This window comes from Limnobacter sp. MED105 (assembly GCF_000170915.1).
Taxonomy (GTDB): domain Bacteria; phylum Pseudomonadota; class Gammaproteobacteria; order Burkholderiales; family Burkholderiaceae_B; genus Limnobacter.
On the sequence record NZ_ABCT01000009.1, the window covers coordinates 74,927 to 91,750 of the forward strand.

Below are 16,824 nucleotides of genomic sequence, written 5' to 3' on the forward strand. Positions count from 1 at the left end.
TCATCGAAGTTGCGATGATTCTATATTTGCAAGCGAATGGCAAAAGCTCAAGAAAAAGACCATGTAAAAAAGCAGTGCTGGTTTTGGGGCGATTGCCCTCACATCAAACTGGCTCTCCTCATGTAAAGGAAAGCCGTAGATCTTCCCCCCGGAGACATTCCTAGAGACCTTAACTTCTTTTTTAATGAATCGAGACTCAACATTGAAAGGGTCGGTTGAAGGGCAACTACCTTTCTTCACGAGGAATTTCAACTCACCTATGTATTTTTCGTGCTTTAAAAGTGTATTGACCAGTTCTTGGGCGACTAATAGGTTTTCCTCTCGGATTACAACTGTCCATTGGCTGGTGATGTTTATCAAAGGATCGGCCAGAAATGCGCTTGGTTTTTTTTCCACAAGGTCATCAAGATACTTCTCTGCATATTGGATAAACTCGATCTCTTTCTTTGGGGTTCTTCGGGCTCTTTTAATTAGGTCCGATCCTAGGTAACCCGGCTGATTGACCTGCGATCGCAGATCCTCAATTTTCTCCTGAAATCTACGAGCTTCCTCCCTATTGAATTGCGTCAAAAGACTAGGTATTTCATCGAATTTATGATGAGTCATTCGTATGACAATCTGCGCAATTAGTTTCGCCTTTAATTGATTTGATAGTGTGGGTTGTAGTTGAATAACATTCTCTGTTTTTATAGGTTCGAATACTACCTCAGTGCTTGGCTTCGGCTTCTGTAGTTGCGATGCCGCATGAAAGTACCGCGAAAGTGTCGAATCTTCGAGACTCATGTGTCCAACCATGCGAGCAAGTGAAAACAAAGAATACGCCCGAGGTTTTCCGAGTGAGAGTTGATTCATCATCCTATCAAGTTCCTCTTGTTCTGGATTTGAATATCCGAAAACCAGGCCGCAGTTGCGATCAACAAATGAATGTCTTAATGTGTGCAAAGACCCCATTCCCAAGGCATCTTTGAGTAGTAACAGAGCTTCGCTGTAAATTCGCATCTTGTGCTGTATCGAAAAAATTCGACCCTCATTTAGTGCATTTTTTTGATTGACTGCTGCATTTATTAGGGCTTGTTCCTTCCCGGGTAAATTTCTCCAGCATTGAGAAATTCGATTCGAACACGGATACTTTGTCTTTGCTCCCTTACGCCCCTGAACTTGGATTGTTAGATGTACGTCTCGTAAGTGAATATCTTGTGCTCGCAGATTCAAGGCTTCATTTCTTCTAAATCCGAATCTGTAGGTCAGGATAAAAAGAAGCTTAACTTCTTGACTGAACCTACTCGGAAGGTAATCAGATGCTGTTAACAAAGCCTGAAAGTCACTTTCGCTAAAGATGATTTCGGATCTTTCTACCTCGCCTGTTTGGGGAACTTGGACAAGAGGAAAATTTGTCCTTGAAGCTAAGAATTTAAAGAAATTATTTATTCTCGAGATTTCATGCGATTTTGTGGTCTTCGATCGCTCAATTGAATCGTAATAGTCTTCTGCAACCTCACTTATTTCATCCTGCTCCCAAGGTAATTCTAAAAGTACACCATCAAAGTACTTCAACATTGGATAAACCAAATCAAAGCTACGAATCAAACTGTCCTGCCTAAATTCATCTACACGCCCATGATGTGGCAGCTCTTCGATTGCCTTTATGAGCCAATTTTTTAGGTGATCAGCAAGTTTGTTTTCAGTGAGGGGTAGCTTTTCAAGTGCGTTGATATAGGTAGACTTCTTGTTACTTTTCGTTATTTTTACGATATCGCGTAATTTTTTTCCTTCAACCTCAAAGTTTGCTTCGAACTGCATTTCTTCCATTTGAGTCATGTAAGAGGGATTTCTTGATTTTGAGTTGACTGGTTGCGTGTCTTCAGATTCATGCAGCTTGTTGCCTGGCAACAGTTTTTTAACCAAGCATTGAAGATTCATTTCTTGTGTGACGATTGAACCGTTTAGCAGTTTTGCTTCAGCCAGTGGAAGTTCAAAAATATTTCTTTCGTTTGATGCGTATATAGCGATGTCAATTAGATCTTGAGCAGTTTCTAAATTGTCAGAGCGAGACAGTGACAGTGCGTCAACCAATTCTTCAGTCAGTGGCTTTTCCCAAAAAGTTGTGGCAGGTGAGTTGGGTTTATCTATGTCCTTGAGTAAATAAGCGACCCTTTGAGATACACATACGCGAGATGCTGTTTTTACCTGAGAGCTAGGCTTCCCAATCTGAATGTATTCCTCTTCGCCTATTGAAAAGGTGTGGAAATTTAACTTCTGAATTTCTTTTATGATTGATGCGTCAGCTCTTCTACTCTCCCAAGCGATCAACATGCAAGCCTCAATCAACCTTAGTTTTTTGCTTGTTCTGGCCTTTTTCTGTTCGAGTGAGAGTAGGATTTTTCTCAGCTTTTGTACTCGATTGGTGTGTCCAATGAATTCTTGTTGAAGAACCGATCCAGTGAGTGCTTTTTTAGACTGTTTTGAAAGTCTATTTTTGTGAGGCGTCATCCTCAAAAGCACGCTTAGGGCATCATTGATAACTTTAATGATGACTTCCTCTGGCCTTACACCACCTAAATCAATAGCTCTTGTACTGAGTTGATTGATCAATAGTTGCGGTGGAATATCAGTTTTTTTTAGTTGAGAAAATTGCGTTGCATGCTCTCTGATGAGTTGGTGGCGTATCGCCCGTAGCGATTGCTGATCTTTCTCTCTTTGCTCCTTTCTTCGTCTCCTACCCCACGATGCAGGTGGTCTTGCTTTTATATGCAACAGCGGTATAGAAAAATTTTCTTGATGCTGAAACGAATCCAGAGCTATATCAAGTTCTTCAGTCAGGAACCCTTCTATAGCAGCTCGAAATAAGTCGAGCATTTCTTTGGGTGCTCTAAGACTTTCAACGCCATGTGGTGTGAATGCACCATCTGAGTGGCCCATCACGTATTCGACGCATTCCCGGTCTGCGCGTAAAGATAACTCAGTACTTACGAAGTGTCTTTGCCAGTTGGTTGGCAGTCCTTGGTCAATTAGTAAATCTTTCGCTGTGATCGTTCTCCATCCCTCGGGCTGATTGCCCTCCAGTAGAAAGAAAAGCGGAATTCCATTTCTGTTTTCTTTTAGATTCCCTTTGAAGTTTTCTATGTCCCATTTTTGCTGATCAACTCTGATGTAACGCAGTAACGTTTTTAGTTGTGGCAGGTAGGTTTCTTTGAGAATCCTGATCATGAAATCTGGTATCGGTACGATTCTACCGGGAGCATCGGGGTCTTTGACCTTGTCTTCAACGTATGCGATCTTACCGTCAAGGTCAAAGTCATTGAGGCCTTCAAATAACTCATCGGTTCCCCTGGACGCGCTGCAAATACCTAGGAGTCTTACTACGCAAATACTGAGGTGGTTCCAATAGCCTATAAAGTTTTCTGTATTTGCTAATTCTTTGAGTAATTCATGCTCAGCCCTTAGGGTTCTCTCAAGTTCTGTAAGATTAAATTTCAGTGGCGATCCAATGACATTCAATTCTTTGGTTGATTGGTCATCTCCAATCTTCGAGTCGGCGGTGTAATTGCACATCGCCGGCTGAGCTCTGGCGTGATGACCATGTTTGAGAATAGATCTAACAACATCCTCGTTGCGCTGAATGTCAAACAGCAGTCCTTGTAGTGGAATCAATTTAGCTAAACCGTCCCCAACAGGAATTCTAATTTCTTTAAGATTTTTAACAAGCCATTCTTCAGTAAGCACTTCGCCATTACTGATTGCCTCAATCGGAGCAGTAAAGGGTAGCTGCAATGAAATTTGATTTTTAAACTCAATCAGTAAATTGGTATTTCTCGGTTTTGAGGGTTGCTGAGTACGTGTACGCAGAACGTGTGTCCCATCTGGAGATAATTTCCATTCAGACTCCTCTTTGCGGTTCAAGCAGTCAAAAGCCTCGATCGGCGAGAGTTCTAAATTTGTACAAATGAAAACGATGAGCTTGAAATAACGAGTCTCATTGTTGTCTTCCTCAAAATTTTTAAACCAGTTCTGTAGTGCGAGCCAATCTGATTGTGGAAGTTGATAGCGATTAGTTCCACTTGGCGCTACGGTTTCCTTTTTGCGAAAGAATTCGATCGCCCGGCTTTCTTTGAGCTGCGATAGCAAGTTGACTGGAACAGCAAATATATTGTTATTTAGATTCGGTTTTCTTCGTCGAGAGCCAATATCTAACTGCCCATCACTATCGTTGTCATATCTTCCGATATCGGTTGTTTCGTCTTGCAGTGAGTCTTCAGTGAGAAATCTTAAGCTAGGTAAAGTGAATTTGCGGGGTTCCCCTTGAAGAAGAGGTTCAGATGCTGTTTTTGTCAGTGCATCTGCAAGTTGAAATAAAGATTGTCTTGCTTTGCTCCTGTCTGATTTCAGTTGATTTGCGAATTTCAGCATTGCAACTGTGAATTCATCAAAGCTGATTGAATCTGTAATCGTTACATTTAAAAGGTAGCTTCGAGTAGCTTCATTTGTGCTTCCTTTTCCTTCTGCTGCTAACTTTAGTTTGTTACAAATCAGGTTCAGCGTACTCAGGTAAGGTTCGTCCTTTGTTTCTAAAGCTTGAAGGTGGCGAATTAACAAAAAGCAGATTAAAGCTGCATGGATATTTGCTGGTTTGTCGATCTGTCCTTTTTCGCTGACATGGCTATCAGGTTTAAATCCCGATTGTTCAGCAAGGGTGAATAGTAAAATTTCAGGGGGCCTTTGTTCTGCCTTTACTCTTATCAGAGCCCTTGAAAGAGTCTCTCCTTGGTATCGTGTGCGTATTGGTTTCTTAAACGGGTAATGATCTAAAGATTCAATGAACGAAGTGATCAGTTTGAACAGATGTTCGGCTGTTTTGTTCTGTTTTTGGAATATCGCTAATTGAGCAAGAATTTGTGGTTGAGCTAGGGTGTGTAAAAACCTCATAAGGTAGCCAGACCCGTCATTGCTAGTTTCGGCTTTTGTGATTTGGACAAGAAGGCGGGAAGTTTTATTTAAATGAGGATCATTCTTATTGGACTCTATGAAGTCTTTGATCAACGACGGTTTTGTTGCTATAGAAATTCCGTACTCAACGGGGTCTGATTGAGCTAATTGCTCGTTCTCTATGGTTGAACCGATACTCAATTGTTATCTCTCTTGGGCTTGGTTGAGCCCAATCGAGAATGATCTTAATCTGCGTCGTTCTACACGCGAGAATGGGGCCGTGGACGTTAAGATTCGAATTCGAGCAAGCTAGGTGTCCAGATTTACACAGTTTTGGCTCAATTGGCAACATTTTTGCGTGCATGCACGCAGAATATCTGGATAGTTCTTCTAAATTTGCGAAATGCACCGAAGATAGGCCAAATGTAGTGGTCTGCACATGGACGATGTTCGACCAACTGTACATCGCAATTTCACTTGCGTTATGGTGATGCCAAAGGAGAGTGTATGGAATCGCTTGGTGAGAAAAAACCGCTGCGCTTGCTGTTTGTGGGTGCCGGGGGCGTGGGTGCCTACTATGCTGCCCGCTTGATCATGGACGGAAATTCCGTGGTGTTGACGGCGCGCGGGGGTCACCTTGAAGCGATGAAAACCCGTGGCTTGCAGGTTGAGCATGATCAGTTTTCATTCAAGCAGCCTGTGTGTGCAGTCGATCAAGCCACCTTGCAACGCCAGTACCAATGCGAAGATTTTGATGTACTAGTACTGTGTTTGAAATCGCAGGACACGGCGAGTTGGCTCGATTCAAATTCAGTTTGGCTGGCCGCTGGCGCTACGCCAGTTTTGTCTTTGCAAAATGGTGTCGAGAATGAAGCAGTACTCAGCAAGGTATTGGGCGTTGACCGAGTAGTTGGCGGTTTGGCTGTAAGAATTGGTGCACATATCGTTTCGCCAGGGTGTGTTGAGGCACAAGGCTTATGTCAAATTGTGTTGGGTGCATGGCCAAATGCGGTTGTAAATGAAGGCTTGCAAAGCGTAGTTAAAAGGTTAGCGGATGCATTCAATGCATCGGGAATTCCCACCCGGGCCGCGGTCGACATTCGACATGAGTTATGGAAAAAACTGTTGGTGAACAATGGTGTGAATCCGTTGTCGGCTTTGACTCGCAAGGACACTGGCTTTTTAACGAAACACCCGCATTACAGGCAAGTGGTTTATGCGGCAATGCAAGAGGTGGCCGCAGTTTCAGGGGCAGACGATGTGGTGTTGAGCCAGTCTGATGTGGATGAAATGTTCAAATTGATCTGTGAGTTTGATCCGATCAAGACTTCGATGTTGGTAGACCTTGAAAAGGGCCGCCCTTTGGAGCTAGATGCGATCAGCGGCAGCGTGCTTAGGCGTGCTGAACGCTTGGGGATTGATACACCAGTAACAGCATTGATTCATTCAATGCTTAGCAGCTGATTACTTTCCAAATCTTTCTTTGGGTAGCTTTTGCACTGCGATCAAGGATCGATTGATGTGCTCAGCCAGAATTTGCGTGGCCAGTTCGCTGTTGCGGTTCAAGGTGGCATTCAAGATTTCTTCGTGCTCGGAATGCACATCTCGAGGGATGGGCTTCTCGGAAAGAATCAGCCTGCGATAACGTTCTGACTGCATGTACAGCAGATGCTGAAACTGCTTAAGCCAGCGGGAAGGGCAGGCGGAAATGAGCGTGTCGTGGAACAGGCGGTTTTTGCGTTCCCATTCGCTGCGGGTTTCAACTGTTTCCTCACCTAAGCGTGATTCTGCACGGCTTAGCATGTGAAATGCACCCATGACTTCAGCTTCCCACTGATCGTCGCCCAAGGCGATGGCCTGGCGCAGAGCCTCTGTTTCAATCATCACACGGGTGCGGGTAATGTCCTGAAAATCCTCAGGCGACATGGGGGCGACGGTGAAGCCTCGGTGCCCTTGCGCCACCACCAGACCATCATTCAGTAGCAGTTGCAGTGCTTCACGCAGGGTGCCTGCGCCCACGTCGTAATTGTCTTTCAGGTGTTCTACCCGTAGCTTGGTACCCGGCTTATGCACGCCTTCAATGATGTCGTGGCGCAACTTGCGGTAAGCGGTTTCGGCCAGGGTCAAGCTTTCGCCGTTGGTGACGCTGCTTGGCAGTGAGACCACTTCATTCATACACACCCCAAAAAAATTCTTTCTGTTTCGCCATTGTAGACGAGTTGCGGCGTTAATCAATATTGTCGATGAAAAATAATATTCTCGAGAAAATATATTGACGTCGAGAAAAATAAGTTTTATCGTTTGTTCATGGTTTAATCGATTGGCAAGGAAGAATGCAATGAAAGAAGTCTTGAACTTCATCAACGGGGAATTCGTCGCAACGGGAAAAACATTCCCCAAGCACTCGCCTTTGAACAATGCGGTGATTGCGCAGGTCCACGAGGCCAGCCGTGCACAGGTCAACGATGCAGTGGCCGCTGCCAAAGCTGCTTTGAAGGGCCCATGGGGCAAGATGACGGTGGCAGACCGGGTGCAAATGCTGTACGCCGTGGCCGATGAAATCAATCGTCGATTTGATGACTTTTTGCAGGCTGAGGTGGCCGACACCGGTAAGCCGGTGAGCCTGGCCAGTCACATTGATATTCCCCGCGGGGCGGCCAATTTCAAGGTGTTCGCCGACACCATCAAGAATGTGCCCACAGAATGCTTTGAAATGGCCACTCCGGATGGACGCGGCGCGCTGAACTATTCCATTCGTCGCCCTGTGGGTGTAGTGGGCGTGATTTGCCCCTGGAATCTCCCTTTGCTGCTGATGACCTGGAAAGTTGGCCCTGCGCTGGCTTGCGGCAACACGGTGGTTGTAAAACCTTCGGAAGAGACCCCACAGACTGCTGCGCTGTTGGGTGAGGTGATGAATAAAGTGGGCGTCCCTCCTGGCGTATACAACGTGGTGCACGGCTTTGGTCCAGATTCCGCGGGTGAATTCGTGACTACCCACCCCGATGTGAATGCAATTACCTTCACCGGCGAAACACGCACCGGTGCCGCAATCATGAAAGCGGCTGCGCAAGGTGCACGCCCCGTGAGCCTTGAAATGGGTGGCAAGAATGCCGCAATCGTGTTTGCAGATTGTGATTTTGATGCCGCCATTGAAGGCACCATGCGCTCGGTGTTTGCCAACAGCGGGCAAGTGTGTTTGGGCACTGAACGTGTGTATGTGGAACGTCCGATTTTCGACAAATTTGTGGCTGCCATGAAGAAGGGCGCGGAGGGTTTGAAGCCCGGATTGCCAGACGATAAAGACACTGGCATTGGCCCGGTGATTTCACAGGAACACCGCGACAAAGTATTGGGCTATTACCGAAAGGCGGTGGAGCAGGGCGCAACCGTGGTGACTGGTGGTGGTGCATTTGAGATGCCTGGCGAACTGAACCAGGGCGCTTGGGTGCAGCCCACCATTTGGACTGGCCTGGATGACGATGCGGCGGTGTGTGTCGAGGAAATCTTTGGACCCTGCTGCCACATTGCCCCCTTTGATTCTGAAGACGAAGTGGTGGCGCGTGCCAACAACAATGTGTACGGCCTTTCCACTGCTGTTTGGACCCAGAACCTGGCCAAAGCACACCGTGTGGCTGCCTCGATTGAAGTGGGTTTGGCTTGGGTGAACAGCTGGTTCTTGCGCGATTTGCGCACACCGTTTGGTGGTGCCAAGCAATCGGGTATTGGCCGAGAAGGGGGTGTGCACTCGCTGGAGTTTTACACCGAACTTAAAAACATTTGCGTGAAGCTGTAAGGAGCCCACGATGAACGCACCCGCTTCACCCGAAATTGGATTGAGCATTCAGGCCAACGGCCTTCAAACAAATTATCACGATCAAGGTCAGGGCACGAACCTGATGCTGATTCATGGTTCCGGCCCCGGTGTTTCGGCTTGGGCGAACTGGCGCTTGGTGATACCCGGTTTTGCAAAACAATTCCGCGTTGTTGCCCCAGACATGGTGGGCTTCGGTTTCACTGAGCGCCGCCAAGGTTACCAATACAACCTGGACAACTGGGTGGCCCACGCAATTGGTGTGATGGACGCACTGAACATGGAACAAACCGATTTGATTGGTAACTCGTTTGGTGGCGCTGTAGCGCTGGCGCTGGCGATTCGCCACCCCAGTCGTGTTCGCAAGCTGGTGTTGATGGGCAGTGTAGGCGTGCCATTCCCGATTACTGAGGGACTGGATGCAGTGTGGGGTTACCAGCCGTCATTCGAGAACATGCGTCGCATTATGGATTACTTCGCATACGACCGTAGCCTTGTGAACGATGAGCTGGCTCAGTTGCGTTTTCAGGCCAGTATTCGTCCCGGTTTTCAGGAAAGTTTCTCAGCCATGTTCCCCGCGCCGCGACAGCGCTGGGTAGACGCCATGGCCAGCCATGAAAGCGATATTCGCGCGCTGAATAAAAGCACATTGATTGTGCATGGCCGGGATGATCAGGTCATTCCCTTGAGCACTTCGCTGTGCCTGCACGAAATGATTGTGGATTCGCAACTGCATGTTTACGGCAAGTGCGGTCACTGGACCCAGATTGAACACGCTGCGCGCTTTGAGCGCTTGGTGACTGACTTCCTGCGAGAGGCTTAAAGCAAATGGACACTACTCAAATTCGCGACTTGGGCGATGAACTTTATAACGCGTTGACCCAACGACACACGATTGCTCCGCTAACCAGCCGTGGTTTCGACATCACGATTGAAGACGCGTATCACATTCAACAGCGGATGATTGCGCGACGCTTGGACAACGGCGAGCACGTTATCGGCAAGAAAATTGGCGTGACCAGTGCAGCCGTGATGAACATGCTGAATGTGCATCAGCCCGACTTTGGCTACCTGCTCAATGGCATGGTTTACAACGAGGGCGAAGCCATTGAAGCAGCCAGCCTGATTCAACCGCGTGCTGAAGGTGAAATCGCATTTTTGATGAAACGCGATTTGATGGGCCCTGGTGTAACCGCCGCCGATGTGCTGGCCGCCACTGAAGGCGTGATGGCTTGTTTTGAGATTGTGGACTCACGCATCGCCGATTGGAAAATCAAGATTCAAGACACCGTGGCCGACAACGCCTCTTGCGGCGCCATTGTGTTGGGTGACCGGGTTGTTGATCCTCGCAAAGTGGACCTGTTTACCTGCGGCATGGTGCTGCAAAAGAATGGTGACATCGTGGGCACTGGCGCTGGCGCTGCTGCACTTGGGCACCCAGTGAACGCGATTGTTTGGCTGACCAATACGCTGGGCCGTTTGGGCATTGGTCTGAAGGCAGGTGAAATTATTTTGTCAGGTTCTCTGGCAGCACTGATTCCCGTGAAGGCAGGCGATTCGCTGCACATGTCGATTGGCGGAATTGGCAACTGCTCTGTTCGCTTCGCGTAAGTTACAACGCAAAAGGCAAAAGGAATTCGATGATGAAAAAGATCAAATGCGCACTGATTGGTCCCGGCAATATTGGCACCGATCTCTTGATGAAACTGAAACGCAGTGCGGTGCTCGAGCCTGTGTGGATGGTGGGTATTGACCCTGAATCAGATGGCCTGAAGCGTGCTCGCGAGATGGGTATTAAAACGACAGCGGAGGGCGTGGATGGTTTGCTGCCCCATGTGGAAGCCGATGGTGTGCAAATTGCATTCGATGCCACCAGTGCTTATGTGCACGCAGAGAACAGTCGCAAGCTGAACGAACTGGGTGTGTTGATGATCGACCTGACCCCCGCAGCAGTTGGGCCTTTTTGCGTGCCTCCTGTGAACCTGAGGGAGCATGTTGGCAAGCGCGAGATGAATGTGAACATGGTGACTTGCGGTGGCCAGGCGACCATTCCCATGGTGTATGCGGTATCGCGTGTTCAACCAGTCAGCTACGGCGAAATTGTGGCCACGGTGTCATCGAAATCCGTAGGCCCAGGTACCCGCAAAAACATTGATGAGTTTACCCGCACTACAGCAGGTGCTGTTGAAAAAGTGGGCGGTGCCAAAAAGGGCAAAGCCATCATCATCATCAACCCGGCTGAACCGCCCCTGATCATGCGTGACACCGTGCATTGCCTGGTGGAAGGCACACCTGATCAGGAAGCAATCACCAAGTCGGTTCACGACATGATCAAGGAAGTACAGAAGTACGTGCCTGGCTACACGCTGGTGAACGGTCCTGTGTTTGATGGCAACCGTGTGTCGGTGTTCATGCAAGTGGAAGGCCTGGGTGATTACCTGCCGAAGTACGCAGGCAACCTGGACATTATGACGGCGGCTGCAGCCCGTACTGCTGAAATGTTTGCTGAAGAAATTCTCAGCGGCAAGCTGACCCTTGAACCCACCGTGAGCGCCTAAGGAGAACCCCATGAGCTTAAAAGGAATTGAAATCAAAGTGCATGACATGACGCTTCGCGATGGCATGCACCCCAAGCGCCACTTGATGAGTCTGGAACAAATGCTGAGCATTTCAAAAGGGCTGGACGAGGCAGGTGTTCCACTGATTGAAGTGACTCATGGCGATGGTTTGGGTGGGTCATCTGTGAACTATGGTTTTCCGGCGCACAGCGATGAAGAGTATTTGAGCACGGTGATTCCTGCCATGAAGCAGGCCAAGGTGTCCGCCTTGTTGTTGCCTGGTATTGGTACGGTGGATCATTTGAAAATGGCCAAGGAACTGGGTGTTCACACCATACGTGTAGCCACCCACTGCACCGAGGCCGATGTGAGTGAGCAGCACATCACTTATGCCCGCAAGCTGGATATGGACACTGTGGGTTTCCTGATGATGGCCCACATGGCCAGTGCAGAGAAGCTGGTTGAGCAAGCCAAATTGATGGAAGGCTACGGCGCAAATTGCATTTATGTGACTGACTCTGCAGGCTACATGCTGCCCGAAGATGTGTACGCAAAAATCAGCGCAGTGCGCGATGCACTGAAGCCTGATACCGAAATTGGTTTTCATGGTCACCACAACCTGTCGATGGGCGTTTCAAACTCCATCGAAGCCATTCGTGGCGGCGCTCGCCGCATTGATGCAGCCGCAGCCGGTTTGGGTGCGGGGGCAGGTAACACACCGATGGAAGTGCTGGTGGCGGTGTGTGAACGCATGGGCATCAAGACGGGTGTGGATGTATTCAAGATTTCCGATGTGGCAGAGGACCTGGTGGTACCGATCATGGATCACCCCATTCGAATTGATCGTGACTCTATGACTTTGGGTTACGCCGGTGTGTATTCAAGCTTCCTGTTATTTGCCAAGCGAGCCGAGAAAAAGTATGGCATCAGCGCCCGTGAAATTTTGGTGGAGCTTGGGCGGCGCGGCATGGTGGGCGGTCAGGAAGACATGATTGAAGACACGGCCATGACAATGGCCCGTGCAAGGAGCGTTGCATGAAACTGGATAAGAAAACCATCTCTGCACTGGCGGAGCACCTGGAAAGCGCAGAACTGAATGCGCGCGATGTGGTGAAGATTACCGATGACCACCCAGACATGGATTGGGACGATGCCTATGCCATTCAGGATGAAATTCGCGCTCGCAAAGAACGCCGTGGCGTGCGCATTGTGGGCTTGAAAGCTGGTTTGACTTCGCATTCCAAAATGAAGCAGATGGGCGTAGACACACCCGTATTCGGGTTTCTGGCTGATTACTACAGCGTGCCGGAAGGTTCGGCCGTGAAGGTGAGTGAGTTGATTCACCCAAAGGTGGAGCCTGAAATTGCCTTTGTTACCAAAGCTGATTTGCGTGGCCCAGGTTGCAACATTGCCACTGTGCTGGCGGCCACTGACTTTGTGATGCCAGCCATTGAAGTGATCGATTCACGTTACCGCGATTTCAAATTTGATTTGAAAAGCGTGATTGCAGACAACACGTCCGCTGCACGTTTTGTGGTGGGTGGCACCATGAAACCAGTCAACGGCATGGACTTGAAAACCACTGGCATTGTGTTGGAAAAAAATGGTGTGCCCGTGGCTTTTGGCGCAGGTGCCGCAGTGGTGGGTCACCCGGCAGCAGCCATTGCCATGTTGGCCAATGAACTGGCCAAGCGCGATCAGTTTGTGCCGGCAGGGTCGCTGATTTTGTCGGGTGGTATTACCGAGGCCGTGGCCGTGGAAGCCGGCGACAACGTCACCTTGCATGTGCAGGGTTTGGGCCAGGTCGGCCTGCGTTTTGAGTGAGGGCGAACACCATGCCATTTGCACAAATCAATTTGATTGAAGGGCGCACGGAAGCGCAAAAACGTGCGGTGATTGAGAAGGTGACCCAGGCCTTGGTTGAGGCTGTGGGTGCACCGATTGAAGCGGTGCGGGTTCAGATCATTGAGGTACCCAGCACCAATTGGGGCATTGCAGGCGTGTCTGCAAAAGACCGGGGGCGATAAGCCAGTGAGATAAACCACTCGCATTCCAGCTGCACATAAAAACCACAGCAGCTTTTCATTTGCCAAACAGAGAAGGCAGGAGACATTGTGAATATTCAGTATTCAGGGGCGCCTTTGCGCCTAAAAAAATCAACAATTGGCTTGGCACTGCTTGCAGTGGTCGGTGCTGCGCTGTTGAACGCTTGTGCTGATAGCACGGTTCAATCTGGCAGCAATTTAGCGCAACCCCCAAAAACTGTTGAACGTTTTGAGGTTATTCAAACCTTGAGCGCTTCCGGCAAGACCGTGTTGGGTGGTACGCAAACCGGTGTTGTGACTGTGTCTACCGACGCTGGTAATACGTGGACCCGCAAGCAGGTATCGGACACCGCATCGTTCATTGATTCGACATTTTGCCCCGATGGCAGCGCTGCCATGCTGGATGTGTACAACACGGTGTGGACCTCATCAGGCGATTTTAAAGACTGGCTGCCTACCAAATTCGACAAGCCCTCTAGCCCGGTGGCAATAGAGTGCCACAGCAGTGGTTTGTGGGTGGTCGGTTCTGGTTCCAACCTGATCAACTCCACCGATCAGGGCAAGAGCTGGCGCGTTGTCAGCTTCGATGAAGATGCACAGTTCACGGCACTGGCTTTTACCAGTGATACCCATGGAATTGCTTTTGGTGAGTTCGGCATGCTGGCGTTTACCGATGATGGGGGCCAAACCTGGCAACGCGGTGAACCGATCGCCGGTGATTTCTACACCTACGACGCTTTGTTCACTGATCCTTCCACAGGTTATGCAAGTGGGCTGGCAGGTCAGGTGTTGAAAACCACGGATGGCGGGGTGACTTGGGCGCGTCTGGTGAACACCACAGAGGCTCCGTTGTATCGCCTTTTCATGCACGCAGGGTTTCCACATGGTGTGGGTGCCAATGGCACGCTGGCGAAGCTAGAGGGTGATCAATGGGTGCGCGTGGCCTATGACCGCCCAGTGTTGTCTTTCCTTGGCGCTGCTGTGTCAGGTAATCAATCTATTGTTGTGGGCGGCCCGGGCGGTCTGCTTCGCACTGTTCAAAGTTCCAACTCCAGTCAGGCGGACCCATCATGATCAAGTCATTCGCCGATCGTTTGATCGCACAAATTATTCGCGCCGAGGAGTGGTTGTTTGCCAACCCGAAAATTGTGTTGGGCATGATCATGCTGGTCACTTTGGGTTTTGCCGCAGCCATTCCGCAGCTGAAGGTGTATTCCGATTTCTCGGACTTGTTACCGCAAAACCACCCCTATATCAAAACCTACAACCAACTGAAAGAAAACTTCGGTGGCGCCAATATGGTGGTGATGGCGGTGGAGGTGAAAGAGGGCACGATTTTCAACAACGATACCTTGAAGTTGATTGAAAAAGCGACCCAAGGTGTGGACAACCTGCCGAGTGTGAACCACAACCTGGTCAGCAGCTTGACTCACCGTTCCTCTCGAAAAATTTATCTGGATGAAACCGGTGCCTTTCTTTCCGACACGTTTTACGACAGCAATAACGGCGAGTTAAGTGATACCCAACTGAAACAATTGCAGAAAGACGTGACCGCGAACCCCACCATTTACGGTTTGCTGGTGTCGCCTGATATGAAGGCCGCCTTGATTAAAGCGCAGCTGAACGAAGGTGACATTGATTACGAAAAAACATTCGGTGCGCTGATGCAACTGCGCAGTGAGTTGACCGACGACAAACACAATTTGTACACCACGGGTAACCCTGTGCTAACCGGTTGGGTATACACCTATCTGGATCAATTGGTGGCCATCATGGCCTACACACTCGCTTTGCTCACGCTATTGCTGATTGTGTATTTCCGACGTTTCTACGGCATTGCCTTGCCTTTGTTGGGAATCGCTTTGTCATCGATTTGGGGTTTGGGTTTCATGGCCATGGTAGGTATTAACCTTGAGCCGCTGTCACTACCCATTCCATTTTTGATTGCCGCTCGGGCCACTTCGCATGGTGTGCAGTTGGTGGTGCGTTATTACGAAGAACTGGCTATTGTAAAGAACGGAAAGAAGGCGGCACGCAATGCGCTGGAAGCACTTTTCCGCCCAGGTTCACTGGCGATTATTGTGGATGCCTTGGGTATTGCCGTGCTGGTGCTGGGTGCTGCACCTTTCAACTACAAGCTCGGTATTGCAGCCGGCTTCTGGGGCTTCTCGGTCATTTTTACAGTGCACTTCATGGTGCCACTGGCGCTGACCATTCTTCCCCAACCCAAAAATACCAAAAACGAAAACCAGGGTATTCGTGATGCACTGGGCAGTATCACCAGCAAAACCGTGGCGCGTTTCAATGGCGCACTCACTGTGTTGATCGCCACCGTGGCATTTTCAGCGGCGGGGCTCTATTACGTCAAAGATGTACAGATGGGCGAATCCGAGCCAGGTTCTCCAATTCTGAACCGTGATCATGACTACAACCTGGGCACCAAGGCCATCAACGACCTATTCCCAGGTTCCGAAGAATTGCATGTGTTGGCACGCACGTCGGAGAAGGGTGGCATCAAGCGGCCGGAAGTGATGGCAGCGATTGAAAAATTTCAGGCACACATGCTTAGCGACCCTGAGTTGGGTGGCACCAAAGCCATTCCTGGTGTGGTTCGAGTGGTGAACCGATTGTTGCACAACGATGATCCGCGTTGGGCACAGCTACCCGACAACGAATCTGAAGTGGGTGGATTGATGTTCGCCTATCAGGTGTCAAGCCCGATTCCAGGTGCGCTGAAAGAGTTTGTAACGCCCGATGAGAACGAAGCCAACATGGTTTTTTACTACAAAGACCACAAGGCCAGCACTATCAACCGCATTGTTGCTTTGGCTGAGGAAGGAAAGCGGATGGCCGAAGCCGAGGTACCCGGACTGACCATTGAACTGGGCGGCGGCATTATTGGCGTGACAGCCGCAGCCAACCAGGCTTTGCACACCGACCACATGATTATTATTCCTGCCGTAATGATCATGGCCTTCACGCTGGTCATGGTGTATTACCGCTCCGTTCATGCCGGCTGGCTGATGATCATGCCCATGCTGTTTGCCACGCTAATGACCTACGCCTACATGGGGGCATTTGGTATCGGTATCAGTGTGAACACTGTGCCGGTGATTGCGGTGGGTGTAGGTGTCGGTATCGACTATGCCGTGTACTTCATGGACCGCATTCGCGAAGAAATGCATGTCGTCAAAAATATCAAGCAAGCCGTGATCAATGCCGTGGCCTCCACAGGCTATGCCGTCAGCTTCACTGCCGCCACGCTGATTGCTGGCGTGGTGTTGTGGATATTCATGTCCGATCTCCGATTCCAGTCTGATGCGGCCGTGCTGCTGAGTTTCATGCTGATTGTGAATGCCATCGCCGCCATGTTGATTGTGCCGGCGTGGTGTGTGGTGTTCAAACCGAAGTTTGTAATGGGTGAAGTGCACATAGAAAAGGCACAAGCCGCTGATTTGAAACTGGCGAAAGCCGCCTGAAAAATTAT

Annotated in this window: 12 protein-coding genes; 10 read left to right on the forward strand and 2 right to left on the reverse strand. The window is 49.4% G+C overall.

The window, feature by feature from the left end:
- Window positions 1–5,124 (reverse strand): site-specific integrase, encoded by a 5,124-nt coding sequence (locus LMED105_RS09825; RefSeq protein ID WP_040513142.1) that lies wholly within the window; start codon window positions 5,122–5,124, stop codon window positions 1–3.
- Window positions 5,125–5,430: 306 nt separating this feature from the next.
- On the opposite strand from LMED105_RS09825, the gene LMED105_RS09830 reads away from it, so the two are divergent.
- Window positions 5,431–6,387, forward strand: coding sequence for a ketopantoate reductase family protein (locus tag LMED105_RS09830; protein WP_008250705.1), 957 nt, complete (start codon window positions 5,431–5,433; stop codon window positions 6,385–6,387).
- Here LMED105_RS09830 and LMED105_RS09835 read toward each other — a convergent pair whose 3' ends face one another.
- On the reverse strand, window positions 6,388–7,098 hold the full coding sequence (locus LMED105_RS09835) for a GntR family transcriptional regulator (RefSeq protein ID WP_008250706.1): 711 nt from the start codon (window positions 7,096–7,098) through the stop codon (window positions 6,388–6,390).
- Between the two features lie 163 nt (window positions 7,099–7,261).
- Here LMED105_RS09835 and LMED105_RS09840 point away from each other — a divergent pair, with 163 nt between their 5' ends.
- From LMED105_RS09840 to LMED105_RS09880, 9 genes are all read left to right on the forward strand, one after another.
- The gene (locus LMED105_RS09840; protein ID WP_008250707.1) at window positions 7,262–8,716 is read left to right on the forward strand and encodes a 2-hydroxymuconic semialdehyde dehydrogenase; all 1,455 of its coding nucleotides are present in this window, start codon (window positions 7,262–7,264) and stop codon (window positions 8,714–8,716) included.
- A gap of 10 nt (window positions 8,717–8,726) precedes the next feature.
- Window positions 8,727–9,557: an alpha/beta fold hydrolase gene (locus tag LMED105_RS09845; RefSeq protein ID WP_008250708.1), complete on the forward strand. Its 831-nt coding sequence runs from the start codon at window positions 8,727–8,729 to the stop codon at window positions 9,555–9,557.
- A gap of 5 nt (window positions 9,558–9,562) precedes the next feature.
- Window positions 9,563–10,345 carry a 2-oxopent-4-enoate hydratase gene (gene dmpE / locus LMED105_RS09850; RefSeq protein ID WP_008250709.1) on the forward strand — a complete coding sequence of 261 codons (783 nt, stop codon included), beginning with the start codon at window positions 9,563–9,565 and terminating at the stop codon, window positions 10,343–10,345.
- 29 nt (window positions 10,346–10,374) lie between these two features.
- On the forward strand, window positions 10,375–11,292 hold the full coding sequence (locus tag LMED105_RS09855) for an acetaldehyde dehydrogenase (acetylating) (RefSeq protein ID WP_008250710.1): 918 nt from the start codon (window positions 10,375–10,377) through the stop codon (window positions 11,290–11,292).
- Between the two features lie 10 nt (window positions 11,293–11,302).
- Window positions 11,303–12,331 (forward strand): 4-hydroxy-2-oxovalerate aldolase, encoded by a 1,029-nt coding sequence (dmpG, locus tag LMED105_RS09860; RefSeq protein ID WP_008250711.1) that lies wholly within the window; start codon window positions 11,303–11,305, stop codon window positions 12,329–12,331.
- Window positions 12,328–13,116: a 2-oxo-3-hexenedioate decarboxylase gene (dmpH, locus tag LMED105_RS09865; protein WP_008250718.1), complete on the forward strand. Its 789-nt coding sequence runs from the start codon at window positions 12,328–12,330 to the stop codon at window positions 13,114–13,116. Before dmpG ends, dmpH begins: the two co-directional genes overlap by 4 nt.
- Before the next feature lie 11 nt (window positions 13,117–13,127).
- Window positions 13,128–13,319, forward strand: a complete 192-nt coding sequence (locus LMED105_RS09870) for a 2-hydroxymuconate tautomerase (protein ID WP_008250719.1) — start codon at window positions 13,128–13,130, stop codon at window positions 13,317–13,319.
- A gap of 87 nt (window positions 13,320–13,406) precedes the next feature.
- Complete coding sequence (locus LMED105_RS09875) at window positions 13,407–14,411, forward strand: YCF48-related protein (RefSeq protein ID WP_008250721.1); 1,005 nt, start codon at window positions 13,407–13,409, stop codon at window positions 14,409–14,411.
- Window positions 14,408–16,816, forward strand: a complete 2,409-nt coding sequence (locus LMED105_RS09880) for an RND family transporter (protein WP_008250723.1) — start codon at window positions 14,408–14,410, stop codon at window positions 16,814–16,816. Before LMED105_RS09875 ends, LMED105_RS09880 begins: the two co-directional genes overlap by 4 nt.
- The last annotated feature ends 8 nt before the right edge of the window (window positions 16,817–16,824 follow it).

Bases quoted from the DNA above. Each gene is read 5' to 3' on its own strand.
- LMED105_RS09840 (WP_008250707.1), top strand. From the start codon at position 7,262: ATGAAAGAAGTCTTGAACTTCATCAACGGGGAATTCGTCGCAACGGGA.
- LMED105_RS09880 (WP_008250723.1), top strand. From the start codon at position 14,408: ATGATCAAGTCATTCGCCGATCGTTTGATCGCACAAATTATTCGCGCC.
- dmpG (WP_008250711.1), top strand. From the start codon at position 11,303: ATGAGCTTAAAAGGAATTGAAATCAAAGTGCATGACATGACGCTTCGC.
- LMED105_RS09870 (WP_008250719.1), top strand. From the start codon at position 13,128: ATGCCATTTGCACAAATCAATTTGATTGAAGGGCGCACGGAAGCGCAA.
- dmpE (WP_008250709.1), top strand. From the start codon at position 9,563: ATGGACACTACTCAAATTCGCGACTTGGGCGATGAACTTTATAACGCG.
- dmpH (WP_008250718.1), top strand. From the start codon at position 12,328: ATGAAACTGGATAAGAAAACCATCTCTGCACTGGCGGAGCACCTGGAA.
- LMED105_RS09835 (WP_008250706.1), bottom strand. From the start codon at position 7,098: ATGAATGAAGTGGTCTCACTGCCAAGCAGCGTCACCAACGGCGAAAGC.
- LMED105_RS09830 (WP_008250705.1), top strand. From the start codon at position 5,431: ATGGAATCGCTTGGTGAGAAAAAACCGCTGCGCTTGCTGTTTGTGGGT.
- LMED105_RS09855 (WP_008250710.1), top strand. From the start codon at position 10,375: ATGATGAAAAAGATCAAATGCGCACTGATTGGTCCCGGCAATATTGGC.
- LMED105_RS09845 (WP_008250708.1), top strand. From the start codon at position 8,727: ATGAACGCACCCGCTTCACCCGAAATTGGATTGAGCATTCAGGCCAAC.